Here is a 24,449-nt window from a genome sequence, read left to right on the forward strand (position 1 = left end):
AAACCAAGACTCATGAACGCCCCCGCCGCACCCCACAAGCTTCTCAAAGGCGCCACCGGTGATTGGGAGATGGTCATCGGCATGGAAATCCACGCCCAGGTGACGTCGAACTCGAAGCTGTTCTCGGGCGCATCCACGGAGTTCGGCGGTGAGCCGAACAGCCACGTGTCGCTTGTGGACGCGGCGATGCCGGGCATGCTGCCCGTCATCAACGAGGAATGCGTCAGGCAGGCTGTCATCACCGGGCTCGGCCTCAACGCGCAGATCAATCTGCGCTCGGTGTTCGACCGCAAGAACTATTTCTATCCGGACTCGCCGCAGGGCTACCAGATCAGCCAGTACAAGTCGCCGATCGTCGGCGAGGGCGAGGTCGTTGTCGAACTGGACGGCGGCAAGACCGCGACCATCGGCATCGAGCGGCTGCATCTGGAGCAGGACGCCGGCAAGTTGCTGCACGACCAGTCGCCGGCCATGTCCCATGTCGATCTCAACCGCTGCGGCGTGGCGCTGATGGAGATCGTCTCCAAGCCCGACATCCGCGATGCCGAGCAGGCCAAGGCCTATGTGACCAAGCTGCGCTCGATCCTGCGCTATCTCGGCACCTGCGACGGCGACATGGAGAAGGGATCCCTGCGCGCCGACGTCAACGTCTCCGTGCGCAAGCCCGGCGCGCCGCTCGGCACCCGCTGCGAGATCAAGAACATGAACTCGATCACCTTCATCGGCCAGGCGATCGAGTACGAAGCACGTCGCCAGATCGAGATTCTGGAGGATGGCGGCGCCATCGACCAGGAAACGCGGCTCTACGACCCCAACAAGGGCGAGACGCGCTCGATGCGCTCGAAGGAAGAGGCGCACGACTATCGCTACTTTCCCGATCCGGATCTGCTGCCGCTGGAATTTTCGCAAGGGTTCGTCGACGAGCTGAAAGCGAAGCTGCCTGAGCTGCCGGACCAGAAGAAGTCGCGCTTCGTCGCCGATTTCGGCCTGTCGGCCTATGACGCGAGCGTCCTGGTTGCCGAGCGCGAGAGCGCGGTGTTCTACGAAACCGTGCTGGACAAGCTCGGCAACCGCGCCCGCGACGGCAAGATGGCGGCGAACTGGGTGATCAACGAGCTGTTCGGCCGTCTCAACAAGGAAGGCCGGGATATTACGGGCTCGCCCGTCAACGCCGAGCAACTGGCCGCGATCATCGACCTGATCGGCGAGGGGACGATCTCGGGCAAGATCGCCAAGGACCTGTTCGAGATCGTCTGGCAGGAGGGCGGCGATCCGCGCGCGCTGGTGGAAAGCCGCGGCATGAAGCAGGTGACGGATCTTTCGGCGATCGAAAAGGTGGTCGACGACATCATCGCGGCCAATCCCGACAAGGCCGCGCAGGTCAAGGACAAGCCGCAGTCGCTAGGCTGGTTCGTCGGCCAGGTGATGAAGGCGTCCGGCGGCAAGGCCAACCCGCAGAGCGTCAACGACCTGCTCAAGTCCAAGCTCGGCATCTGATCTCACGCGTTCGAACGAGGTGACGGATGCTCCGTCACCTCGTTTTCAGTTTGCGATGCGATGCTCGCGCGCGCCCTCGGCGGCACGCTTCATCCCGATCGACGGCGATGCGACGACCGAATCGCCGTGACGCGATTCGCGCAAAACGACGACTTGCACACGCTCCGACGAGCGCTCGCGCCGTTAATCATGAAAATATTTTCGTTGCCAAAACTCGCGACTCAGAGTCCGCGAAACGCCTTTGCGAGGTGATCGCGCGCGTCGCGAGATGCGTCATCGTGTTGACCATGCGCGATGCGTGAGTGCAGGAAAATACTTTCTGCATAGTGTTTTCCTGCAATCACCACTCTCGCGAACAGCGACGATGCGCCCGCCTTACGCGATCGCGCGAACACGTCATGCAGTGCGCTTGCATCGCGCTCGCCAAGCGCACGCGCCTTGCTGCGTCAACACTTCTTTAAGCGGGAAGCTGTTTTTTTCGTCGTGTTGGTGTATTCCGGATGAGTGCATTCGATCCGCGAGTGTACGCAGCGAATAAGCCATCTCACACATCGGAGGGCAACATGGCCAAGAAAGCTAAGAAGGCGAAGAAGGCGAAGAAGGCGAAGAGCGCAGTGAAGAAGACTGCGAAGAAGACCCGCAAGGTCGCGAAGAAGAAGTAACTTCGACTTCTGAAGTTGCCGGCTCCTCGTGAGCCGGCACGTCATCAGCGCCGCCTAACAGGTTCTGGTCGACGATAGAGGGTGTCGGCGAGACATCAGGTCAACGGTCGGATCGCTTTCTTCGCGGTCCGGCAGAAGAAACAAGTTTTCTTCGTTCGGTGCGGGGTCGGTTCGCCGGTTCTGCAATTTCACGAGTAGCCTTGCGGTCAAAGTGGAATCTGGTCCTGACGTGTTCGCCGACGCCCTCGTTCCTTGAGGCCGGGGTATTGCCGGCATTCCTTTCCCGACATTGCTGATCTGCTCGCGACGTGGCCGCGCTGCCTCGGGCGGGCGCGTTCGGCGTTCGCGCGGTGCTTCCCGGTTCACGATGTCATCGTCCCGCGCCGACCGCGCGATCCAGTACGCCGCCGCGTCCCGTGAGATGATTGTCGTCTCTGGATGAGCGGGGCACCCGACTGCCGCCTTCGCTGAACTTCGGCGTTCCAGGATCGCAAGCCCGGTGCAGCCCTGGCGTGGCCGGGCGCGGGTGACGACAACGAGCGGCGCCAAATCCTAGAAGCCCGCGCCACAACGCGCGATGGTTATCGTTCTGCAAAAATCCCAGGGTAAACCGAATCTGACGAATCGCAGAAGTGTCTGCAAAACGGGGGCTTTTTGAATTTCCCGCGCAGGATGCGCGTCGCTGCGTTTACGTCTGCTTCATCGCGATACTTAAACTGCCATTCAAATTTGCCCGCCATGATCGCCTCCAACAAGCCGGCAAACGGCATGGGATGAGTTGAACGATTATCTGGACGGGAGCCGCGCTCGGGGGACGAGGCGGCATAAGAAAAAGGGGATGCGTTATGTTTCAGGGTACTTTCGATCTGGAGACGGCGACGCCGATCGACGCCAGCGCGCTGTCGGACGTGCTGTTCGAGCGCGGGATCTATTGGGCGAGCGGCCGCTCCGGCCTCGTCGATCTCGTGGCCGCGCATAAATGGTTCAACCTCGCCGCCCTGAAGGGCCGCAAGGACGCCGTGACGCTGCGCCAGGAAGTCGCCGGGCAGATGTCGGACGCCGAGATCTCGTCCGCGCAGCGTGATGCGAGGGCCTGGATCTCCGCCCACTGAACGGAGAAGCGCTTCGGAACCCGCGGTTCCACGGGTAAGCCGGTTTCCGTGCCGGCGGAGTTCCGGCATCTTGAGTCAAGGCCTGGGCCGGGGAGGCGGTGTCGATATCGCCTTCGCATTGGCGGATACGGCGACCCCCATCTCAGCGCACACATATATATAGACGAATCGGACTGAACTCAGCCGCGCAGATCCTTGCGTCAGGCTTTCGCGCCCATCGCCTTTCAGAGAACGCTCAGACTTGCTTCTGCTGCTGGGTGGCGGAGAGGGAGGGATTCGAACCCTCGATACAGCTTGAGACCGTATGACGCTTTAGCAAAGCGTTGCCTTCAGCCACTCGGCCACCTCTCCGGTGCGAGCCTTATGCATCTAATTGCTTGGGCCGGTCAATTTGGAAGCGTGTGTTTTTGCTCGAATATTCCCAGCGATTTTCCAAAACATGCAGTTTGCTCTCCGGGCGAGAGCGTAAAGCCGCCCCGATCCCGATAATTCGCGCCTTTCATAATGAGTGCCCGCCGCGCGCGGTGGCCATCCCCGTGACCGGGCTTGCGTCAGATTGGGAGCCCCGGAAGCGGCCGGATGCCTTCTCCTTGAGTCTTCTTCTGATTCCACGATTCGAGCACGCCAAAGCCCGTTCAAGCCAAGGCCTCGCCCCGGGCGTCTCCCGGCGGGAACTTTAGCGGCAGATGGAACCGCTGAAAAACATCAACAAAAACAATTTGTTATGAGGGCGCTCCGATCACATCTGCGTGTTATTTGTGCAACACCCTTTGGAAAACGAGCTTGGTTGGCCCGTTTCGGAGCGTTCTTTTGTTGTGTGTGCAAGGACGTTCGGTAATTGTCACTGAGCGACGGAGGGGGGCATCCCGAGGTCGTCCCGGTTTAGGTGGTTCGCTTAAGTCCCTCGCGTTAGCGGGTGTGTCCGAAAGCGCGAAGCGGCTAAGCGGTGAAGTTAAGGGACAAGGGAACCAACCTTAGGGTGTCTTCACCCAGCGGATCCGGAACCTTCCCTATAGAGCAAACTTGGAGGTTTGACATGAAGTTGGTTAAGAGCCTTTTGCTCGGTTCAGCGGCGGGTTTGATCGCCGTTGGCGGAGCTCAGGCAGCCGATCTCCCCGTGAAGGCCAAAGCGGTCGAATACGTGAAGATCTGCTCGCTGTACGGTGCTGGATTCTACTACATCCCGGGCACTGACACCTGCATCAAGCTGGGTGGTTACCTGCGCGCCGAAGTCGCGCTGGGCACCAACAGCTCCTACGGTCCGGCCAACGGTTCTCCCGCCGGTGCGCACAACCGTCTGAGCAACTATTATACGATCCGCGCTCGTGAAGACCTCAACATCGACACGCGCACCGCGACCGAATACGGCGTCGTTCGTACCTTCTTCGACGGCGTGTTCTCCTGGACCACCGGCGGCTATCAGGGCACGGGCTCTGCTACCGGCACGACCGCCTACACTGGTACGCTGGCCCTCAACACCTCGGGTGCGACCCCGGCGCTGGTTGGTTCTTCGATCAACGGCACCGACGGCAACACCTCGGCCGGTTCGCTCGGCGTGTACTACGCCTTCATCCAGTTCGCTGGCTTCACCATGGGTAAGGCCGTGTCGCAGTTCGACGCGCCCTGGACCAACTATCCCGGCAACAACTTCGACGGTCTCGTCGGTGGTAGCGGCACGGTCACTGGTATCACCCAGTTCAGCTACACCGCTGACTTCGGTCAGGGCGTGACGGCGGCCTTCTCGGCTGAAGACCCGACTGCTTACATGCAGGCCGGCAACCAGAACCTCACCGGCGCGTCCGCGACCGGTATGATCGGTGGTGCATACGGTTCCAACGCCATCGGCGGTTCGCGTTCGCCGAACCTCGTCGGTATGGTCCGTGTCGACCAGGCTTGGGGTCTCTTCCAGGCGTCGGTTGCCGCTCATGACAACCACGTTGCCTACTACGGTGCGAACGAAGCCACTGGCCACCCCGACGACAAGTGGGGTTGGGCGGTTCAGCTGGCCCTGTCGATCAAGAACATCCCGACCGGTGCGGGTGACGTGATCAACATGTCGGCCGTCTACACCGACGGTGCGACCCGCTACAACTTCCAGAACCTGGCGGGCAGCTCCTACTCGATGTTCGGCAGCTCGGGCGTTGCCTACCAGAGCGTCGGCTTCGCCAATGCTCCGGACACCGTGTACATCACGGGCAGCTCGCAGGAGACCATCAAGACCTGGGGCTTCCGCGGTGCTTACACCCACAACTGGGATCCCTACTGGAACACCGCGCTGTACGGTGCCTACGCTCAGGCTCAGTACGGCTCGCTCGCCAAGAACGCACTTTGCGGCGTCGGCGGCGTGTTCGTCACGGGTGTGGCTCAGGCTGGCGTTACCTCGTGTAACCCGGACTTCGCCATCGGCCAGATCGGCCTGATCACCCGCTGGACCCCGGTCAAGAACCTGACGTTCTCGGCCGACCTGAACTGGACGCACCTCGACCAGAAGTACGCCGGCACTGTCGGCTACGCCGGATCCGGCGCGACCGCCAAGCCGGCTGCCGTGTACGAGCTGAAGGATCAGGACAGCATCACCCTGCTCCTCCGCGCTCAGCGCAACTGGTAAGCTCGGTCTAACGACCTGACAGTGAGCCCCGGCGGGAAACCGCCGGGGCTTTCTTTTTGCCGGTCGTGCTCCTGGCGATGCCGGCGTGCTGCACCGGTCCGGCGGGCAGCTCCCCGTCTTCGGCAAGAGAGCAGTGCGGTCTGCCGGAGCGGCAGCCCGTAAGCGAGCCTCTCTGACAGCTGCCGCGAGCGGCTTGACCTCGGAAGCGATCAGCTGTGCCCCGCATCACCGACCAGGCCCGCGTCGGCGGGCAAGGGACGTGATCGATACGACGAAGCGGGGGGCGTGGTCGGGTGATCGGCAGTTGTCTTCGAGGGCTGATTGGTGGTGAACAGTCGGCATGACTGCGACGCCGACAGCTCTCAACGTGCCTTGAGAGCGGATTGAAATCAGTCCGGGGGCCGCCGAACAAACGGCAGCCCGTACGGCGCGCGCCGCCGATCTCTTCGCAACCGAAGCGGTGAAGAGACGCGCTATTCCACGCTGCCCCCGCCGCGGCGCAGGTCAGCCTCGATCTGAAGCCGCGTGCCGCCGCCGAAGCGGGCGCGGTAGACTTGAAGGTTCTCCATGATCCGCTGCACGTAGTTGCGCGTCTCGGAGAATGGAATGAGCTCGACCCAGTCGACCGCATCGACCTTGGGGTCGCGCGGATCGCCGTAGCGATCGACCCACTTCCTCACGCTGCCGCGGCCGGCATTGTAGGCGGCAAACGTCATGATGTAGGAGCCGCGATAATCCTCGAGCAGTCCGCCGAGCTCGGCCGAGCCGAGCGTGGCGTTGTAGACCGAATCGTTCTTCAGCCGCCCCAGATCGTAGGTCGCGCCGTGCCGCTTGCAGACATAGCGCGCGGCATCCGGCGTCACCTGCATCAGGCCGTAAGCCTGCGCCGGCGAGACCACCGAAGGGTTGAACGCGCTCTCCTGCCGGGCGATCGCGTAGACGATGCTGCGCTCGACCTCGGGGCCGATCGGCGTGAACTGCGGAATGCCGTTGACGGGATAGGCGTAGAAGTCGAACGGCAGGCCGCGGTTGAGCGCGGCCTTGCCGACCAGCAGCATGCCGCGCGCATCGTTGTAGCGCTGGGTGAGCTCGCCAAGGCCGGTGAGGGCTTCGGGATCGCCGTTCTCGCCCATGTCGGCAAGCATCGGCACCGCCATCTCGCGCTCGTCGAGCTCGTAGAGCAGCTGCGCGGCGCGCACGATTTCGAGCCTTTCGGCGCCGCGGCCGCGCGGCTGGCTGTTGAGCTCGATCTGCGGCAGGCCGAGTTTGGCGCGCGCGAGCTGGCCGTAATAGCTGGTGGATTGCTCCGCCGCCCTTGCATAGGCGTTGCGGGCCTCCTGCTGGCGGCCCGCCGCTTCCGCCGCGCGGCCCTGCCAATAGCCGGCGCGCGCCAGCGCGGTCGGGTTGACGCTGCCGACGCCGATGCGGGCGAAATGCTGCGCGGCTGCAGCGGGATCGTTGAGGAAGCGCAGCGCGATCCAGCCCGCGGTGAATTCCTGCTCGGTCTTGTAGATGTCGCGCGAGGGCAGGGCCGCATCGCGCGCGATCAGATAGGCGCTGCGGAATTCCTCGGTGTCGATCATCTTGCGCGCCAGCAGGCGCCGCTCGATCCACCATTCGTCGAGATTGTAGAGCCGGTTCGGATCCTTCGGCGCCGACAGCATGAGCTGGGCGGCTTCGGCAAACTTCTCCTCGCGGCGCAGGAGCTGGATCTTGCTGAACATGAAGCCGGGATCGCTGTGCAGCTCGCGCGGCACGGCCTCCAGCAGCGCACGCGCGTTCGGCGCTTTCTTGAGGGACGCGATGCGGGCCTTGGCGAGCGCGACATAGCCGGCGCCGAGACGTTTTGCGGCGCGCAGCGCGGCCTCGTGCTCGCTGCCGTAGAGCAGCGTGTCCATCCGCGCCTTCTGGTCGCCCGGCGTCAGCAACGCGCCGAACTGCTCGAGCGCGTTGTTCTCGGTATCCTCCGACATCGGATCGCTGCGCCAGGCCTCGCGCACCAGCCGCTCGGCATTGGCGCGGTCGCCGCGCGCCAGCATCGCCTTGGCGAGCGTGAAGCGGCCCTTGGCGGACACGGGGGATTCGTTCTCGAACCACGACCACGCCACCTGATCGTCGCGCCTGTCGTCCCACATCGCAGCTTCGAGGCGGCGGCGCAGGAAGGTCTGCGACGGCCAGCTCGGATTGGCGGAGAGGAAGGCGCGGTAACGCTCCACGGTCGCGCCATTGTCCTCGCTGCGCAGGATGATCCATTCCGCGAGCTTTCGCGCGACGGGATCCGAGATCGAGGCTGCGGCGTTGGTGGCGTCACCCGCCTTGCGCTTGCGCACGAGCTCGATGACGCTCTCCAGCGTGTCCTTGTCGGCTTGCGACGTCGACGAGGTCGCAGCGACAGCAGCCGGCGTCACCGGTTTGCGCGGCGCGGCGTGCTGGCGGGTCGCAGGCGCAAGCACGGGCGCGGCGAGCGGTTTGGCGGGGGCAGGGGCGGTCGGTCTGACGGTGGCCGTCGCGGCGGGCGCAGGCGCGGCTTTGGGCGACGAACTGTTGGCGGCCGGTGTTGATTTTGGCGCAGGGGCCGCTGCGGCAGCCTTGGGTGCGGCAGCCTTGGGTGCAGCAGGTTTGGGCTTGTCCTTCGCGGGCTCTTTGCCAGCGTTCTTGCTTGCATCCTTGGCGGGTTTCTTCGCGGAGTCCTTGGCTGGGGCGCTTGCACCCTTGGTCGCGCCCTTGGCTGCGTCCTTCGCCGTTTCCTTGCCGGTTCCCTTGGTGGAGCCCTTTGCCGCATCCTTGGCGGCTGGCTTTGCGGTCTCCTTGGCTGCTTCCGCGGTCGTCTCGTTGGACTTGGCCCAGGCGGCGCAGCCGACTGACAGCCCTGCCATCAGGCTCACAACCAGACCCGCGGATCGCCACGTGGCACGAGGAAAAGAGGTCACGGCGTTTCGTCGCCCCGAATCAGTCAATTGGCTCAAGGCCTATCTGTACAAGATCTGGCTGTATTTGATTGAATATGCGGACAAAATACCAACAGCCGCTTACCTGGGGTCGGTTTGCACCAGCACCGCGGCAAAATCGCGGCCTAAACGGTGAGTCACACGGCTGCGGCCCTTTTACCGCCTGATTAGACCCGGTATGAATGGGGCTTGCTCACAAGATTGCCGCGTACGGAGGAAGTCCATGGCAGCCAAGACGAAATTCCGGGGGTCGTTCACCGCCTTGGTCACGCCGTTCAAGAACGGCTCGCTGGACGAGGCGGCTTTCCGTTCCCTGGTCAACTGGCAGATATCGGAGGGCACCAACGGCCTCGTCCCGGTCGGCACCACCGGCGAGAGCCCGACGCTCAGCCACGACGAGCACAAGAAGGTCGTCGAATGGTGCATCGCTGAAGCCAAGGGCCGCGTGCCCGTGATTGCGGGGGCAGGCTCCAATTCCACCAAGGAGGCGATCGAACTCGCCCAGCACGCCGAGAAGGCGGGGGCGGACGCCGTGCTGGTCGTGACACCCTACTACAACAAGCCCACCCAGGAAGGCATGTACCAGCACTTCAAGGCGATCAACGATGCGATCGGGATTCCGATCATCATCTACAACATCCCGCCGCGCTCGGTGATCGACATGTCGGTCGACACCATGAAGCGGCTGTGGGAGCTGAAGAACATCGCCGGCGTCAAGGACGCGACCGCCAGCATGGTCCGCGTGTCGCAGCAGCGCGCGGCCATGGGCGAGGATTTCAACCAGCTGTCCGGCGAGGACGCCACCATCATCGGCTACATGGCGCATGGCGGCCACGGCTGCATCTCGGTGACCTCGAACGTCGCGCCGCGGCTGTGCTCGGAGTTCCAGGCCGCCTGGGCGAAGGGCGATCACGCCACCGCGCTGAAGATTCACGACAAGCTGATGCCGCTGCACAACAACCTCTTCATCGAGAGCAATCCGGCGCCGATCAAGTACGCGATGTCGTTGCTCGGCAAGCTGGACGAGACGCTGCGGCTGCCGATGGTGCCGGTCACCGAGCCGACGCGCGTTGCCGTGCGCAGCGCCATGGTCCATGCTGGCCTGATCAACTGATACGCCAACTGCCGGGGAGTTTGTCATGAGCGCAATCGAGGAAAAGGGCACGCGGATGCTCAAGGAATTCCGCGAATTCGCCGTGAAGGGCAACGTCGTCGACCTCGCGGTCGGCGTCATCATCGGCGCGGCCTTCGGCGCCATCGTCACGTCGCTGGTCGGCGACGTCATCATGCCGTTGATTGGTGCGATCACCGGCGGTCTCGACTTCTCGAACTACTTCACCCCCTTGTCCAAGGCGGTCACCGCCACCAACTTAGCTGATGCGAAAAAGCAGGGCGCTGTACTTGCCTGGGGCAGCTTCCTCACGCTGACGATCAACTTCGTCATCATTGCCTTCGTGCTGTTCCTGGTGATCCGCGGCATCAATACGCTGAAGCGCAAGGAGGAGGCCGCGCCCTCCTCTCCGCCGAAGCCGTCGGCCGAAGTCGAGTTGCTGACCGAGATCCGCGATCTCCTCAGGAAGCCCTGAGGCGCTCGCTTCATCCGAGCTGTTTGCGTCCACGCGCATCCTGCTCAGGTTTGTTTGCCAGGTTTTGACGAGTTATGGCCGAGAAGAACGAGCGTCCGATCAAGGTCATGGCGGAAAACCGCAAGGCCCGCTTCAACTACGCCATCGAGGATACGATCGAGGCGGGCATTGCGCTGACCGGCACAGAGGTCAAGTCGATCCGAAACGGCAAGAGCACGATCGCGGAATCCTATGCCGATTCCAAGAACGGCGAGATCTGGCTGATCAACGCCACCATCCCCGAATATCTCCAAGGAAACCGCTTCAATCACGAGCCCAAGCGGCCGCGGAAGCTGCTGCTCCATCGCCGGCAGATCAACAAGCTGATGGGGGCGGTCGATCGCGAGGGCATGACGCTGATTCCGCTCAAGCTCTATTTCAACGAGAGAGGTCGTGCCAAATTGCAGCTTGCGGTTGCAAAAGGCAAGAAGCTGCACGACAAGCGCGAGACTGAGAAGAAGCGCGACTGGAGCCGGGAGAAGGGCCGGCTGATGCGGGCGAGGGGATAACGAGATGAATCAGCGGAACCTGCTCGAGGTCGATTGGAGCCAGATTCCCGCGCCCGCCGATGACGGCGGTGCGGCGCATCTCAAAGGCATGGCGCTGCCGGCGATCAGCCTGCTTGCCACGGACGACACCTCCCTGACGCTGTCGGCGCTGCGCGGCCGAACCGTGGTGTTCGCCTATCCGCGCACCGGCGAGCCCGGCAAGATCGCGCTTGTCGACGATTGGGACATGATCCCGGGCGCACGCGGTTGTACGCCGCAGACTTGCGCGTTTCGCGATCTGTTCGCCGAGCTGAAGGCCGCCGGCGCCTCACACGTGTTCGGTCTGTCGACCCAGAGCAATGCGTACCAGACCGAGATGGCCTCGCGGCTGCATCTGCCGTTCCCCGTGCTGTCGGACGAGAAGCTGGCGCTGACGCGCGTGCTCAATCTGCCGACGATGGAGGTCGCGGGCCTGACTTTGATCAAGCGCCTCGCGCTGATCATCGACGACGCCAGGATCACGCATGTGTTCTACCCGGTGTTTCCGCCCGACCGGAATGCCGGCGATGTGCTGGACTGGCTGAAGGCCAATCCCGCCAAAGATTCCGCCAAGGCCTAGTCGAGGTCGGCCTTGATCCTGGCGAATACGCTGCGGAACATGTCCGTCGTCAGCACGCGCGTGTTCGTGTTGTAGCGCGAGCAGTGATAGCTGTCGTAGAGCTTGAACGCGCCGGCCTGATGCACCGCGCCATGGCCGAAGGGGGCCTGCGAGGCCTTCAACTTCAGCGGCTTGAGCACGCTGTCGTGCGCAATCCGCCCGAGCGCGACGATCGCGCGCAGCTTCGGCATCGTATCGAGATTCGCGACGAGAAACTGGCGGCAGGTGTTGATCTCGACCGGCAGCGGCTTGTTCTGCGGCGGCACGCAATGCACGGCATTGGCGATGCGGCAGTCGACCAGCTTCAGGCCGTCGTCCGGGCGCGCCTGATACGTGCCTTTGGCAAAGCCGTATTCGAGCAGCGTGGCGTAGAGCAGGTCGCCGGCATAGTCGCCGGTGAAAGGGCGGCCGGTGCGGTTGGCACCCTGCATACCCGGCGCAAGGCCGACGATCAGAAGGCGCGCCTTGATGTCGCCGAAGGGCGGGACGGGCGCATTGTGCCATAACGGCTCCCGCGCGCGGTTCGCCTCGCGAAAGGCGACCAGGCGCGGACAGAGCGGACAGTCACGGTCGGGGACGAGGGTGGGGGAGGCCTGGTGGCTTAACCGGGCCGCCTCACTCCTCGAAGTCGTCATCGCCCCTCGGCGCCATCGTGGTCGCGCGCTGGAGGAATTGCGGGGCGTGGTGGCGTGCTTCGCGCTCGCTGCGGTCGCGCGGGGCGGGGCGTTCAGACGGGTCGCGGCCGAGCTTGGATTGCAGCTCGACGAGGTCGGTGAAGACGTCGGCCTGGCGGCGCAGCTCGTCGGCGATCATCGGCGGCTGGCTCGCGATGGTGGAGATCACGGTGACCCGCACGCCGCGGCGCTGGACGGCCTCGACCAGGGAGCGGAAGTCGCCGTCACCCGAGAACAGCACCATCTGGTCGATGTGCTCGGCGAGCTCCATGGCGTCCACGGCGAGCTCGATGTCCATGTTGCCCTTGACCTTGCGGCGGCCGGAGGCGTCGATGAACTCCTTGGTCGCCTTGGTGACGACGGTGTAGCCGTTGTAGTCCAGCCAGTCGATCAGCGGACGGATCGAGGAGTATTCCTGATCCTCGATGATCGCGGTGTAGTAGAACGCCCGCAACAGCGTCCCGCGGCTCTGAAATTCCTTCAGCAGGCGCTTGTAGTCGATGTCGAAGCCCAGAGTTTTCGCCGTTGCGTAGAGATTGGCTCCGTCAATGAAGAGCGCGATCTTGTCGGTAGAGGAAGGTGACATTCAGTTTGCTCGCGTAGAGTTCGTGATTAATCGTTTATTGTTGGCGCGCGGCAGCAAGCCGCGCACTTCAGAGTGCCGCCGAAACCCGTCGAAATCGCAAATCCGGAGAAGCCGGTGCAATCAAGGTATAGTTATGACGGACTTTCATACACCCCGCGCCGCCTTCAATGGCAGCCCGGGAAACCACCCATCCCAGCCCCAATGTGGGGGTAGCAGAGCCGTTTGGCGAGGCCAAATTACAAATTGGCCTTGCGAAACCGCCCCGGCCCCTATAATTAGCCCCGATCATCCACATATTTCGTCCCACCCACAACGGAGCGACTGTCCATGGCTCGCGTCACCGTAGAAGATTGTATCGACAAGGTCGACAACCGGTTTGACCTGGTCCTGCTGGCCGCCCACCGTGCCCGCATGATCTCCTCCGGTTCACAACTAACGGTTGACCGCGATAACGACAAGAACCCTGTTGTGTCTTTGCGCGAAATTGCTGACACGACCATTTCGCCGGAGGACCTCCGCGAGGAGCTGGTGCACTCGCTCCAGAAGTTCGTCGAGGTTGACGAGCCCGAGCCCGACACGGTGCCGTTGATCGGTTCCGCCGGCGCCAGCGTCGATGCGGACGATACGGAAGTTGCCGTTGAGCGCATGACCGAAGAGGAGCTCCTGAAGGGCCTCGAGGGCCTCGCGCCGCCGGAAGAGCAGCCCGAGGAGGACGAGTAAATCGTCCATCGCAGTCGTCGACTTCTTGTGATCTTATCAAAGGCCCGAACCCGTGTTCGGGCCTTTGCTTTTGTTGGCGTTTTCGTGGTTACCATAGCGCTGCCGGTTCGCGCCGTGCACCTTTCACCGAATTGATCGGACGCGCGCGCGATCGGAGCTAAGATGTATGCAACGGGCCGTCTCATGGTCCGTTTGAAGGCAGGACAGAATGGTGTATCGGCGCCGGGGACTTACGCAGATGATGGCCGCAACCGAATCGGTTGCCGTGGCCCCGACTGCGCCGGTGGCCCGCCCGGCCAAGCCGCGTGCGCGCATGATGCGTCAATATGACCTCGTCGAGCGCGTCAGGTCCTACAATCCGAATACCAACGAAGACCTGCTGAACCGGGCCTATGTCTACGCCATGAAGGCGCATGGTTCGCAGACCCGCGCCTCGGGCGATCCGTATTTCTCGCACCCGCTCGAAGTGGCGGCGATTCTCACCGACCTGAAGCTCGACGATGCCACCATCGTGGCTGCGCTGTTGCACGACACGATCGAGGACACCGAGGCGACGAGGGCCGAGATCGACCAGATCTTCGGCCCCGAGATCGGCGCGCTGGTCGAGGGCCTGACCAAGCTGAAGCGGCTGGAACTGGTGTCGCGCGAGGCCAAGCAGGCTGAGAACCTGCGCAAATTGTTGCTGGCCATTGCCGACGATGTTCGCGTGCTTCTGGTCAAGCTTGCCGACCGCCTGCACAACATGCGCACGCTGGATTTCGTGCCGACGGAATCGCGCCGCCGCATCGCCGAGGAGACGCTCGATATCTATGCGCCGCTGGCGGGGCGCATGGGCATGCAGGAAATGCGCGAGGAGCTGGAGGATCTGTCCTTCCGCACGCTCGATCCCGAAGCCTATGCGGTGGTGATGCAGCGCCTCGACGCGCTTGCCGAGCGCAACCGCAATCTGATCGGCGAGATCGAGGACCAGCTCTCCAACAATCTGCGCCACCGCGGCCTCGGCGCGCGGGTCTACGGCCGGCGCAAGAAGCCATTCTCGATCTGGACCAAGATGGAGCGCAAGTCGATCGGCTTCGAGCAATTGTCCGACATCTTCGGCTTTCGCGTCGTCGTCAACGACATCGAGTCCTGCTATCGCGCGCTCGGCATCGTCCACACCACCTGGCCGGTCGTGCCGGGCCGCTTCAAGGACTACATCTCGACGCCGAAGCAGAACGACTATCGCTCGATCCACACCACCGTGATCGGTCCCGGCAACCAGCGCGTCGAGCTCCAGATCCGCACCGAGGCGATGGACCAGATTGCCGAGCGCGGCATTGCCGCGCACGCGTTCTACAAGGAAGGCGCGGGCTCACCGACCGAATTCCTCAAGCGCGAGTCCAACGCGTTTGCCTGGCTGCGCCATACGATCGGCATCCTCTCCGAGAGCGCCAACCCCGAGGAATTCCTCGAACATACCAAGCTCGAGCTGTTCCACGACCAAGTGTTCTGCTTCACGCCGAAGGGCAAGCTGATCGCGCTGCCGCGCCATGCCAACGTGATCGACTTCGCCTATGCCGTGCATACCGACGTCGGCAACAGCGCGGTCGGCTGCAAGATCAACGGCAAGTTCGCGCCGCTGTCCTCGGAGCTGCAGAACGGCGACGAGGTCGAGGTACTGACCTCTGAAGCGCAAGCGGCGCCGCCATCGGCCTGGGAGACGCTCGCGGTCACCGGCAAGGCGCGGGCCGCGATCCGCCGCGCCACGCGCACCGCCGTGCGCGACCAATATGTCGGCCTCGGCCGGCGCATCGTGGAGCGCCTGTTCGAGCGCGCCAAGATCGAATACGCCGACGACAAGCTCAAGGGGGCGCTGCCGCGGCTCGCGCGCACCTCGATCGAGGACGTCATGGCGGCGGTCGGACGTGGCGAGATCAAGGCCTCCCACGTCGCTCGGGCGATGTATCCCGACTACAAGGAGGAGCGGGTCGCGCGCTACGGCGTCAAGAAGGGGCTGACCGCCAAGCTCAAGGAAAAATCCTCGGAGCCTCCGCGCAGCCCGGTCGCGATCCCGATCGGCGGCATCAATTCCGACCTGCCGGTGAAGTTCGCGCCGAACGGCGGCGCCGTGCCCGGCGACCGCATCGTCGGCATCGTCACGCCGGGCGAGGGCATCACGATCTATCCGATCCAGGCGCCGGCCCTGAAGGATTTCGAGGAAGAGCCGGAGCGCTGGCTCGACGTGCGCTGGGACATCGAGGACTCCGTGCCGCAGCGTTTCCCGGCCCGGATCAGGGTCGAGAACGTCAACGAGCCCGGCGCGCTGGCGCAGATCGCGACCGTGATCGCCGAGCATGACGGCAACATCGACAACATCAGCATGCAGCGCCGCTCGCCTGATTTCACGGAGACGACGATCGATCTCGAAGTCTACGATCTCAAGCATTTGAGCGCGATCCTGAACCAGCTGCGCGCGAAGGCGGTCGTCGCCCGCGTCGAACGTGTTAATGGATAGACGCATCTCGCATGCGCCTGCTGCCCTGATTCCGTGAGTCCTGAAATGACCGCTTCTCCGCTCCGCCTCGGCGTCAATGTCGACCATGTCGCGACCCTGCGTAATGCGCGCGGCGGCCGCAATCCCGATCCGGTGCGCGCGGCGCTGCTTGCGATCGAGGCCGGCGCCGACGGCATCACCGCCCATTTGCGCGAGGATCGCCGGCACATCCGCGACGAGGATATGGCGCGGCTCAAGGCCGAGATCTCCAAGCCGCTCAATTTCGAGATGGCGGCGACCGACGACATGATGCGAATCTCGCTCGCCACCAGGCCGCATGCGGTGTGCCTGGTGCCGGAGCGCCGGCAGGAGGTGACGACGGAAGGCGGGCTCGACGTGGTCGGCCAGCACAATGCGCTCGCGCCCTATATCGCGCGGCTGAACGATGCCGGCATCCGCGTTTCGCTGTTCATCGCCGCCGATCCTGCGCAGATCGAGATGGCGGCGCGGCTGCGCGCGCCCGTGATCGAGATCCACACCGGCGCCTGGTGCGACGCCGTGGTCGACGGCCACACCGGCAAGGCCGATGCGGAATGGAAGCGGATCGTGGCGGGCGTGAAACTGGCGAAGGCCGCCGGGCTGGAAGTGCACGCCGGCCACGGGCTCGACTACGTGACGGCGGAGAGCATCGCGGCGCTGCCTGAGATCATGGAGCTCAACATCGGCTACTACATGATCGGCGAAGCCTTGTTCGTCGGCCTCGCCGAGACCGTCCGCAGCATGCGCGCGGCGATGGAGCGCGGCCGGAGCCGGGCATGATCATCGGCATCGGCTCCGACCTGATCGACATCACCCGCGTCGGCAAGGTGATCGAGCGCCATGGCGAGCGTTTCCTCGACCGCATCTTCACTGCGGCCGAGCGCGCCAAGGCGGAGCGCCGGGCCAAGAACGAGAAGATGGTGGTGGCGACCTACGCCAAGCGCTTTGCGGCCAAGGAGGCCTGCTCCAAGGCGCTCGGCACCGGCATCCGGCGCGGTGTCTGGTGGCGCGACATGGGCGTGGTCAACCTGCCGGGGGGCCGTCCGACCATGCAATTGACGGGCGGGGCGCTCGCCCGGCTCCAGGCCCTGACGCCGGAGGGGTTCGAGGCGAGGATCGACCTGTCGATCACCGATGACTGGCCGCTGGCACAGGCGTTCGTCGTCATTTCCGCCGTGCCGCGGGCCAGGCCCTGACAATCAATAGTCCATTTTATAATTCGTATTAGAGATCAATATCTTACGAAGTTTTGACGCGATCCTTGATTGCGTGGCCCCCGACAACCGTCTAAAAGTCCGCCGACGCAAATCAGGCTGGGCGAATTCGGCTTTACGCCGGAATTGGCCCTCACTATCAGAATCAGGACAATCTCCTTGGGCCGCGAGCGATGGGCTGTTCGCGGGGAGGAGGGCGCTCTGTGACCGCCGGCCGGAATTGAGAGAGCAATGAGCGTGACTTCGGGAACAAAAACTGAGAGCGGCGTCGGCGAGACAATCCGGGTCGTGATCCACGCTCTCCTGATCGCGCTGGTGATCCGCACGTTCCTGTTCCAGCCGTTCAACATTCCGTCCGGTTCGATGAAGGCGACGCTGCTGGTCGGCGACTATCTGTTCGTCTCGAAATATTCCTACGGCTACAGCCACTACTCGATCCCGTTCTCGCCGCCGCTGTTTTCGGGGCGGATCTGGGGCTCCGATCCGAACCGCGGTGACATCGTGGTGTTCCGGCTGCCGAAGGACGATTCCACCGACTACATCAAGCGCGTCATCGGCCTTCCCGGCGATCGCGTCCAGATGAAGGACGGGCTGCTCTACATCAACGACACCCCGGTCGAGCGGCAGCGCATGAGCGAGTTCGTCGGCGAGGATCCCTGCGGCTCCGAAGGCGGCGGAATCTCCCGCGTGAAACGCTGGAAGGAGACGCTGCCCAACGGCGTGTCCTATGAGACGCTGGACTGCGCCGACAACGGCTACATGGACAACACCAACGTCTACAACGTGCCGCCCGGCCATTTTTTCATGATGGGTGACAACCGCGACAACTCCACCGACAGCCGCTTCCTCGGCCAGGTCGGCTACGTGCCGCAGGAAAACCTGATCGGCCGTGCCCAGATGATCTTCTTCTCCATCGCCGAAGGCGAGCACGCCTGGATGTTCTGGCGCTGGCCGTGGGCCGTGCGCTGGAATCGCTTCTTCAAAATCGTCCGATGAAAGACGAAGCCAAGGACATCGCGAGCCAACCGATCGAGGCGCAAGCCGTCCCTGAGGGCGAAGCTGCATCGAAGACGCCTGCCAAGAAGAAGCGGGTACGCAAGGCCAAGGTCAAGGCGACTGACGCGAATGCAGCGCTCGAGGCGCGCATTGGTTACAGCTTTGCGGATCCGAACCAGTTGATCCAGGCGATCACGCATGTCTCGGCGCTGAAGTCCGGGCGCAAGCGCGGCGACAGCTACCAGCGTCTCGAATTCCTCGGCGACCACGTGCTCGGGCTCGTCGTCTCCGACATGCTCTATCACGCCTTCCCGAACGCCGACGAAGGCGAGCTGTCCAAGCGACTTGCCGAGCTCGTGCGCAAGGAAAGCTGCGCCGACGTCGCCAAGTCGCTCGGTCTGCTCGACGACATCAAGCTCGGTTCGGTCGGCCCCGCCGCCGACGGACGTCTGCGCAAGTCCATCCTCGGCGACATCTGCGAGGCCGTGATCGGCGCCATCTTCCTCGACGGCGGCCACGCGGCGGCGTCCGACTTCGTCAAGCGCAACTGGACCGAGCGCATGCACAAGCCGCGGCGTCCGTTGCGCGATCCCAAGACCGTGCTGCAGGAATGGGCGCAGGGCAAGGGATTGCCGACGCCGGTCTATCGCGAGGTCGAGCGCACCGGCCCGCATCACGATCCGCAGTTCCGCGTCGCGGTGGACTTGCCGGGATTGGCGCCGGCCGAAGGGATTGGCGGCAGCAAGCGTGCGGCAGAGAAGGTGGCGGCCTCGGTGATGATCGAACGTGAAGGTGTTGGCGGCGGCAATGACGGCTGAAGCAAGCGGCGAGGCGCCTGCCGCGACGCGCTGCGGCTTCGTCGCGCTCATTGGCGCGCCGAATGTCGGCAAATCCACGCTGGTCAATGCGCTGGTCGGGGCCAAGGTCACGATCGTCTCGCGCAAGGTGCAGACCACGCGCGCGCTGATCCGCGGCATCGTGATCGAGAACAACGCGCAGATCATCCTGGTCGACACGCCCGGCATCTTCCTGCCAAAGCGAAGGCTCGACCGCGCCATGGTCTCGACCGCCTGGAGCGGGGCGCATGACGCCGATCTCGTCTGTGTGCTGATCGACGCCAAGGCCGGCATCGACGAGGAGGCCGAGGCGATCCTCACCAAGGTCGCGAGTGTCAATCACGAGAAGATTCTGGTGATTAACAAGGTCGACCTGGTCCAGCGTGAGAAGCTGCTGGCGCTGGCGCAGGCCGCCAACGAGCGTATGGCCTTCGCCAAGACCTTCATGATCGCGGCGATCTCGGGCGACGGCGTCGACGATCTCAGGCAGACGCTTGCCGAGATGGTGCCGCCGGGCCCGTTCCTCTATCCCGAGGACCAGATGTCGGACGCGCCGATGCGGCAGCTGGCGGCCGAGATCACCCGCGAGAAGATCTATCGCAAGCTGCACCAGGAACTGCCCTACCAGTCCACGGTCGAGACCGACAAGTGGGAGGAGCGCAAGGACAAGTCGGTGCGCATCGAGCAGACGATCTTCGTCGAGCGCGAGAGCCAGCGCAAGATCGTGCTCGGCGCGGGCGGCGCGACCATCAAGTCGATCGGCGCGGACTCGCGCAAGGAGATCGGCGAAATCCTGGGCGTGCCGGTGCATCTGTTCCTGTTCGTGAAGGTGCGCGAGAACTGGGGCGACGATCCCGATCGCTATCGCGAGATGGGCCTGGAATTTCCCAGGGAATAACCAAGAAAAGATCGGTCCCCGATGAGCGTACCCAGCAACGTCCGGCGCTTCGAAGCGCTGCTCTACGCATCGTTGATGCTGGATGCCCTTTCGGTCGCGGTGCAGGACCGCACGCCCAATACCGAAATGACCGAGCAGATGATCATGACGGCCACCTTGCTCGCCGGCTGCATGATCCTGTTGCTGGTCTACTTCGTCTGGCTGGCGGCGCATTGGCGCAAGAACTGGCCGCGCTGGGTGCTGGCGGCAGCCCTGGCGCTGTCCGTGATCTCGCTCGGCCAGATCATCGGGGAGAAGGGGTTGGAACTCGACAGCGCCATCGAGATCGTCTCCTGTGTGCTGACGGCGGCGGGCCTGTATTTCTCCTTCAGCGGGGATGCCAAGGGCTGGTTCAACGCGTGAGGTAATGCCGTTAGGATTGGTAGGCGCGGACAATGATGGCCGCGCTTACGACCACGGCCCAGATGACGAATCCCGCGATGACGCCGAGTGCTGGGGAAAGGATCACCTGGCCCTCGGTGGGGCGCTTGATCTGCAAGGCGCCCGTCCAGCCGATGCGGGTCAGACGTTCCGGAAACTCGACCCTGATCTTGCCGAACGTGGCTGCGAATAACAAAGCGAGCGCAGTGAAATAGAAAACGGCCGGCAAGGCTTCGAAGATCGTCCACCAGACTACCCAGAGCACCAACTCGACAATGGGGCCGATCAAACCGGAAATGAAGTCCATTGTGATCCAAGGCGTGTCTTAACTTCTGCGTCTGGGCATATAGCGCTATACTTAGCACATGGAATGGACCGATGAAGGCATCGTGCTGGGGGTGCGGCGGCATGGCGAGAGCAGCGCCATCGTCGAGCTACTGACTCGCGCGCATGGCCGGCATCTCGGCCTTGTCCGCGGCGGCGCCGGCTCGCGGATGCGGCCGCTGCTGCAACCCGGCAACAGCGTCAGCGTGGTGTGGCGGGCGCGGCTCGACGAGCATCTCGGCACCTATGCCGTTGAAGGCCTGAAGCTGCGCGCGGCGACGCTGCTGGGGGCCTCCCACGGCGTTTACGGCGTCACCCATCTGGCCTCGATTGCGCGGCTGCTGCCGGAACGCGATCCGCACGAAGAGATGTTTGCGATGCTCGAACATTCGCTCGATGATTTCGACGATATCGGCAGCGCCGCCGTTCACGTGATCCATTTCGAGCTGGCGATGCTCGCCGAACTCGGCTTCGGGCTGGCGCTCGACAATTGCGCCGTGACCGGGGAGACCACGGACCTGATCTATGTCTCGCCCAAATCCGGCGGCGCGGTGTCGCGCGGTGCGGGCGAGCCGTGGCGCGACCGCCTCTTGCGTCTGCCGCCGTTCCTGCGCCAGGGCGAAGTGCAGGGCGAACTTACCGATGAGGATCTGCAGGACGGCTTCCGGCTCACCGGCCTGTTCCTGCTGCGCCACGTGCTGGAGCCGCGGGGGCAGGGCCATTCCGACGCGCGGGCTGGCTTCATCAACGCCCTGACACGTCAGCAGGCCAAGGCGGCGCTTCCCGCGCCATGACGTCTCGGCGGCTCTGCCCTGTCATGGAACATGGCGCCACCGGGAACGAAAGCCGGCAGGTCGAGTTGGCCCGGCAGGTTCCATCACGGGGACGGCCTAAATGTTGATCAAGGGATTTGCCTTGTCCGCGGCGCTGCTTGCGTTCGCGCCGGATGCCATGGCCGCGGAACCGCAATCCGGCGTGTTTCGCCGGGCATCCTGCACCGTCGTGCGGTACTATGTGGCGAAATATTCCGCCGCGGCCGCAGAGACATGGGCGCGGTCCAAGGGTGCGACGGAGGCCGAGATCGAGGTGGCCCGGCGTTGCCTGACCAATGCGCCCGTTACCGCGCAGGCCAAGACCCAGCAGACCTTCACAGCCGGTTGGGCGGGTCAATAGAAGCCCACAGGGAACCAATCGATCCTTGCCCGATTCGCTTCCACGGTTTAACCGGGCGGCATGGGAAAACGAATCGTTCCGCCGGAAGAACCGGCCGAAATTCACGACGTGCCGCTGCGTGAAGCGCTGGAAGAGCGCTATCTTGCGTACGCGCTCTCGACCATCATGCACCGTGCGCTGCCGGACGCGCGCGACGGCCTGAAGCCGGTGCACCGGCGCATTCTCTACGGCATGCGCCTGCTGAGGCTCGACCCCGGCACGGCCTTCAAGAAATCCGCCAAGATCGTCGGCGACGTGATGGGCTCGTTCCATCCGCATGGCGACCAGGCGATCTACGACGCCATGGTACGCCTCGCGCAGGACTTCTCCTCGCGCTACCCGCTGGTCGACGGCCAGGGCAATTTCGGCAATATCGACGGCGATAATCCTGCCGCCTACCGCTACACCGAAGCGCGCATGACCGATGTCGCGCGGCTTCTGCTCGACGGCATCGACGAGGACGGCGTTGAATTCCGGCCCAACTACGACGGCCAGTCCAAGGAGCCGGTGGTTCTGCCGGGCGGCTTCCCGAACCTGCTCGCAAACGGCGCGCAGGGCATCGCGGTCGGCATGGCGACCTCGATCCCGCCGCACAACGCCGCCGAGCTTTGCGACGCCGCGCTGCATCTGATCGAGAAGCCCGACGCGAAGTCGAAGGCACTGTTGAAGTGGGTGAAGGGCCCGGACTTCCCGACCGGCGGCATCATCGTCGATTCCAAACAGGCCATTGCGGAAGCCTACACGACTGGCCGCGGCTCGTTCCGCGTTCGCGCCCGGTGGGAGCAGGAAGAGGGCACGCGCGGCACCTGGGTCGTCGTCGTCACCGAGATCCCCTTCCTGGTGCAGAAGTCCCGCCTCGTCGAGAAGATTGCCGAGCTGCTGGACCAGAAGAAGCTGCCTCTGGTCGGCGATGTCAGGGACGAGTCGGCCGAAGACGTCCGCCTCGTCATCGAGCCGAAGTCGAAGAACGTCGATCCTGCCCTGATGATGGAATCGTTGTTCCGGCTGACCGAGCTCGAAAACAAGATTCCGCTGAACCTCAACGTGCTGCTGAAGGGCCGCGTCCCCAAGGTGGTGGGCCTCGCAGAGTGCCTGCGCGAATGGCTCGACCATCTGCGCGACGTGCTCATCCGCCGGACCAATTATCGCAAGACGCAGATCGAGAACCGGCTGGAAGTCCTCGGCGGGCTTCTGATTGCCTATCTCAACATCGACGAGGTGATCAGGATCATCCGCACCGAGGATGAGCCGAAGCCGGCGCTGATCAAGGCGTTCAAGCTCACCGAAGTGCAGGCTGAATCCATCCTCAACATGCGGCTCCGTTCGTTGCGCAAGCTCGAGGAGATGGAGATCCGCACCGAGGACAAGAATCTCCGCAACGAACTCAAGGGCATCAACGCGGTGCTCGCGTCCGAGCCGGAGCAGTGGAAGAAAGTCAGCGAGCAGGTCGGCAAGGTCCGCGACATGTTCGGGCCGAAGACGCCGCTCGGCAAGCGCCGCTCCACCTTTGCGGATGCGCCCGAGCACGATCTCGCGGCGATGGAGGAAGCCCTCGTCGAGCGCGAGCCGGTCACCGTCGTCGTGTCCGACAAGGGCTGGATCCGCACCATGAAGGGCCATGTCGAGGATCTCTCCGGCCTGACCTTCAAGCAGGACGACAAGCTCGGCTTCGCGTTCTTCGCGGAAACGACCTCGAAGCTGCTGCTGTTCGCCACCAATGGAAAATTCTACTCGCTCGATGTCGCAAAGCTACCGGGCGGCCGCGGTCACGGCGAGCCCATCCGGCTGTTCATCGACCTCGAGCAGGAGGCCGCGCCCGTCGCGCTGTTCGTCAACAAGGGCGGGCGCAAATTCCTGGTCGCGAGCCACGAGGGCCAGGGCTTCGTCGTCAACGAGGACGACTGCGTCGGCACCACCAAGAAGGGCAAGCAGGTCCTCAACGTCGACATGCCGAACGAGGCGCGCACGGTCACCGAGGTGATCGGCGACACCGTCGCGGTCATCGGCGAGAACCGCAAGATGCTGATCTTCCCGCTCGATCAGGTGCCGGAGATGGCACGCGGCCGCGGCGTCCGCCTGCAGAAGTACAAGGACGGCGGCCTGTCCGACATCGCGGTGTTCGACGCCAAGGCGGGCTTGACCTGGAAGGACTCCGCGGGGCGCGAATTCTCCGCGACCATGAAGGAACTCGCCGAGTGGAAAGGCAGCCGCGCCGACGCCGGCCGCCTGCCGCCGAAGGGATTCCCGAAGTCGAACAAGTTCGGCAAGGTGATCGGGTAGGGTGGCTCTCGTGCCCCGGACGCGCTGCAACGCTCTTGGCGTTGCGGCGCAGAGCCGGGATCCACGATGCGCGCAGTGTGTAGCGCACATGCGCCTCCACATCGTCATTGCGAGCGCAGCGAAGCAATCCAGACTGCCTCTCCGGAAAGACTCTGGATTGCTTCGCTGCGCTCGTAATG

General features: G+C 63.8%; 22 protein-coding genes and 1 tRNA gene. 18 read left to right on the forward strand and 5 right to left on the reverse strand.

The window, feature by feature from the left end; translation table 11 throughout:
• The first annotated feature begins 12 nt into the window (after positions 1-12).
• Positions 13-1,497 (forward strand): Asp-tRNA(Asn)/Glu-tRNA(Gln) amidotransferase subunit GatB, encoded by a 1,485-nt coding sequence (gene gatB, locus WHZ77_RS14615; protein ID WP_375314263.1) that lies wholly within the window; start codon positions 13-15, stop codon positions 1,495-1,497.
• A gap of 1,507 nt (positions 1,498-3,004) precedes the next feature.
• A complete protein-coding gene (locus WHZ77_RS14620) occupies positions 3,005-3,271 on the forward strand; it encodes a hypothetical protein (RefSeq protein ID WP_375314264.1) in 267 nt (88 codons plus the stop codon).
• Between the two features lie 258 nt (positions 3,272-3,529).
• Here the strand turns inward: WHZ77_RS14620 and WHZ77_RS14625 are convergent.
• Positions 3,530-3,622: transfer RNA gene (locus tag WHZ77_RS14625), tRNA-Ser, on the reverse strand.
• A gap of 685 nt (positions 3,623-4,307) precedes the next feature.
• Here WHZ77_RS14625 and WHZ77_RS14630 point away from each other — a divergent pair.
• Positions 4,308-5,879, forward strand: a complete 1,572-nt coding sequence (locus tag WHZ77_RS14630) for a porin (RefSeq protein ID WP_375314265.1) — start codon at positions 4,308-4,310, stop codon at positions 5,877-5,879.
• Positions 5,880-6,352: 473 nt separating this feature from the next.
• On the opposite strand, the gene WHZ77_RS14635 is transcribed toward WHZ77_RS14630, so the two are convergent.
• Positions 6,353-8,755 carry a lytic transglycosylase domain-containing protein gene (locus WHZ77_RS14635; RefSeq protein WP_375314266.1) on the reverse strand — a complete coding sequence of 801 codons (2,403 nt, stop codon included), beginning with the start codon at positions 8,753-8,755 and terminating at the stop codon, positions 6,353-6,355.
• Between the two features lie 295 nt (positions 8,756-9,050).
• Here WHZ77_RS14635 and dapA point away from each other — a divergent pair, with 295 nt between their 5' ends.
• The 4 genes from dapA to WHZ77_RS14655 all read left to right on the forward strand — a co-directional run bounded on the left by dapA (position 9,051) and on the right by WHZ77_RS14655 (position 11,559).
• Complete coding sequence (gene dapA / locus WHZ77_RS14640; RefSeq protein ID WP_015685645.1) at positions 9,051-9,941, forward strand: 4-hydroxy-tetrahydrodipicolinate synthase; 891 nt, start codon at positions 9,051-9,053, stop codon at positions 9,939-9,941.
• 55 nt (positions 9,942-9,996) lie between these two features.
• Positions 9,997-10,413, forward strand: a complete 417-nt coding sequence (gene mscL, locus WHZ77_RS14645; protein WP_375314725.1) for a large conductance mechanosensitive channel protein MscL — start codon at positions 9,997-9,999, stop codon at positions 10,411-10,413.
• A 74-nt stretch (positions 10,414-10,487) separates the two neighbouring features.
• Positions 10,488-10,961: an SsrA-binding protein SmpB gene (gene smpB / locus WHZ77_RS14650; protein ID WP_015685647.1), complete on the forward strand. Its 474-nt coding sequence runs from the start codon at positions 10,488-10,490 to the stop codon at positions 10,959-10,961.
• A 4-nt stretch (positions 10,962-10,965) separates the two neighbouring features.
• Entirely contained in the window at positions 10,966-11,559 is a 594-nt protein-coding gene (locus WHZ77_RS14655; RefSeq protein ID WP_375314267.1) for a peroxiredoxin, read from the forward strand.
• On the opposite strand, the gene WHZ77_RS14660 is transcribed toward WHZ77_RS14655, so the two are convergent.
• Both WHZ77_RS14660 and WHZ77_RS14665 read right to left on the reverse strand, forming a co-directional pair.
• Entirely contained in the window at positions 11,556-12,233 is a 678-nt protein-coding gene (locus WHZ77_RS14660; RefSeq protein WP_375314268.1) for a uracil-DNA glycosylase, read from the reverse strand. The two genes, WHZ77_RS14655 and WHZ77_RS14660, sit on opposite strands and share 4 nt — an antisense overlap.
• Complete coding sequence (locus tag WHZ77_RS14665; protein ID WP_151649824.1) at positions 12,214-12,858, reverse strand: NYN domain-containing protein; 645 nt, start codon at positions 12,856-12,858, stop codon at positions 12,214-12,216. The genes WHZ77_RS14660 and WHZ77_RS14665 overlap by 20 nt, the downstream gene beginning before the upstream one ends.
• A gap of 327 nt (positions 12,859-13,185) precedes the next feature.
• On the opposite strand from WHZ77_RS14665, the gene rpoZ reads away from it, so the two are divergent.
• The 8 genes from rpoZ to WHZ77_RS14705 all read left to right on the forward strand — a co-directional run bounded on the left by rpoZ (position 13,186) and on the right by WHZ77_RS14705 (position 20,436).
• The gene (gene rpoZ, locus WHZ77_RS14670; RefSeq protein WP_008133017.1) at positions 13,186-13,578 is read left to right on the forward strand and encodes a DNA-directed RNA polymerase subunit omega; all 393 of its coding nucleotides are present in this window, start codon (positions 13,186-13,188) and stop codon (positions 13,576-13,578) included.
• A gap of 208 nt (positions 13,579-13,786) precedes the next feature.
• Positions 13,787-16,072: a RelA/SpoT family protein gene (locus tag WHZ77_RS14675; RefSeq protein WP_375314269.1), complete on the forward strand. Its 2,286-nt coding sequence runs from the start codon at positions 13,787-13,789 to the stop codon at positions 16,070-16,072.
• 45 nt (positions 16,073-16,117) lie between these two features.
• Positions 16,118-16,870: a pyridoxine 5'-phosphate synthase gene (locus WHZ77_RS14680; protein WP_375314270.1), complete on the forward strand. Its 753-nt coding sequence runs from the start codon at positions 16,118-16,120 to the stop codon at positions 16,868-16,870.
• Complete coding sequence (acpS, locus tag WHZ77_RS14685) at positions 16,867-17,286, forward strand: holo-ACP synthase (protein ID WP_375314271.1); 420 nt, start codon at positions 16,867-16,869, stop codon at positions 17,284-17,286. The genes WHZ77_RS14680 and acpS overlap by 4 nt, the downstream gene beginning before the upstream one ends.
• 249 nt (positions 17,287-17,535) lie before the next feature.
• Positions 17,536-18,300, forward strand: coding sequence for a signal peptidase I (lepB, locus tag WHZ77_RS14690; protein ID WP_015685654.1), 765 nt, complete (start codon positions 17,536-17,538; stop codon positions 18,298-18,300).
• On the forward strand, positions 18,297-19,118 hold the full coding sequence (gene rnc / locus WHZ77_RS14695) for a ribonuclease III (RefSeq protein WP_143845757.1): 822 nt from the start codon (positions 18,297-18,299) through the stop codon (positions 19,116-19,118). The genes lepB and rnc overlap by 4 nt, the downstream gene beginning before the upstream one ends.
• Complete coding sequence (gene era / locus WHZ77_RS14700; RefSeq protein ID WP_015685656.1) at positions 19,108-20,034, forward strand: GTPase Era; 927 nt, start codon at positions 19,108-19,110, stop codon at positions 20,032-20,034. Before rnc ends, era begins: the two co-directional genes overlap by 11 nt.
• A gap of 21 nt (positions 20,035-20,055) precedes the next feature.
• Positions 20,056-20,436: a hypothetical protein gene (locus WHZ77_RS14705; RefSeq protein ID WP_375314272.1), complete on the forward strand. Its 381-nt coding sequence runs from the start codon at positions 20,056-20,058 to the stop codon at positions 20,434-20,436.
• 10 nt (positions 20,437-20,446) lie between these two features.
• Here WHZ77_RS14705 and WHZ77_RS14710 read toward each other — a convergent pair whose 3' ends face one another.
• Positions 20,447-20,761 (reverse strand): hypothetical protein, encoded by a 315-nt coding sequence (locus tag WHZ77_RS14710; protein ID WP_375314273.1) that lies wholly within the window; start codon positions 20,759-20,761, stop codon positions 20,447-20,449.
• A gap of 58 nt (positions 20,762-20,819) precedes the next feature.
• Here WHZ77_RS14710 and recO point away from each other — a divergent pair, with 58 nt between their 5' ends.
• The 3 genes from recO to parC all read left to right on the forward strand — a co-directional run bounded on the left by recO (position 20,820) and on the right by parC (position 24,270).
• The gene (gene recO, locus WHZ77_RS14715; RefSeq protein WP_375314274.1) at positions 20,820-21,572 is read left to right on the forward strand and encodes a DNA repair protein RecO; all 753 of its coding nucleotides are present in this window, start codon (positions 20,820-20,822) and stop codon (positions 21,570-21,572) included.
• Between the two features lie 100 nt (positions 21,573-21,672).
• Positions 21,673-21,951: a hypothetical protein gene (locus WHZ77_RS14720; protein ID WP_375314275.1), complete on the forward strand. Its 279-nt coding sequence runs from the start codon at positions 21,673-21,675 to the stop codon at positions 21,949-21,951.
• Positions 21,952-22,011: 60 nt separating this feature from the next.
• Complete coding sequence (gene parC / locus WHZ77_RS14725; protein WP_375314276.1) at positions 22,012-24,270, forward strand: DNA topoisomerase IV subunit A; 2,259 nt, start codon at positions 22,012-22,014, stop codon at positions 24,268-24,270.
• Positions 24,271-24,449: the final 179 nt, after the last annotated feature.

Origin of the sequence: Bradyrhizobium sp. A5, assembly GCF_042076515.1 — a bacterium.
Classification (GTDB): Bacteria; Pseudomonadota; Alphaproteobacteria; order Rhizobiales; family Xanthobacteraceae; genus Bradyrhizobium; species Bradyrhizobium cosmicum.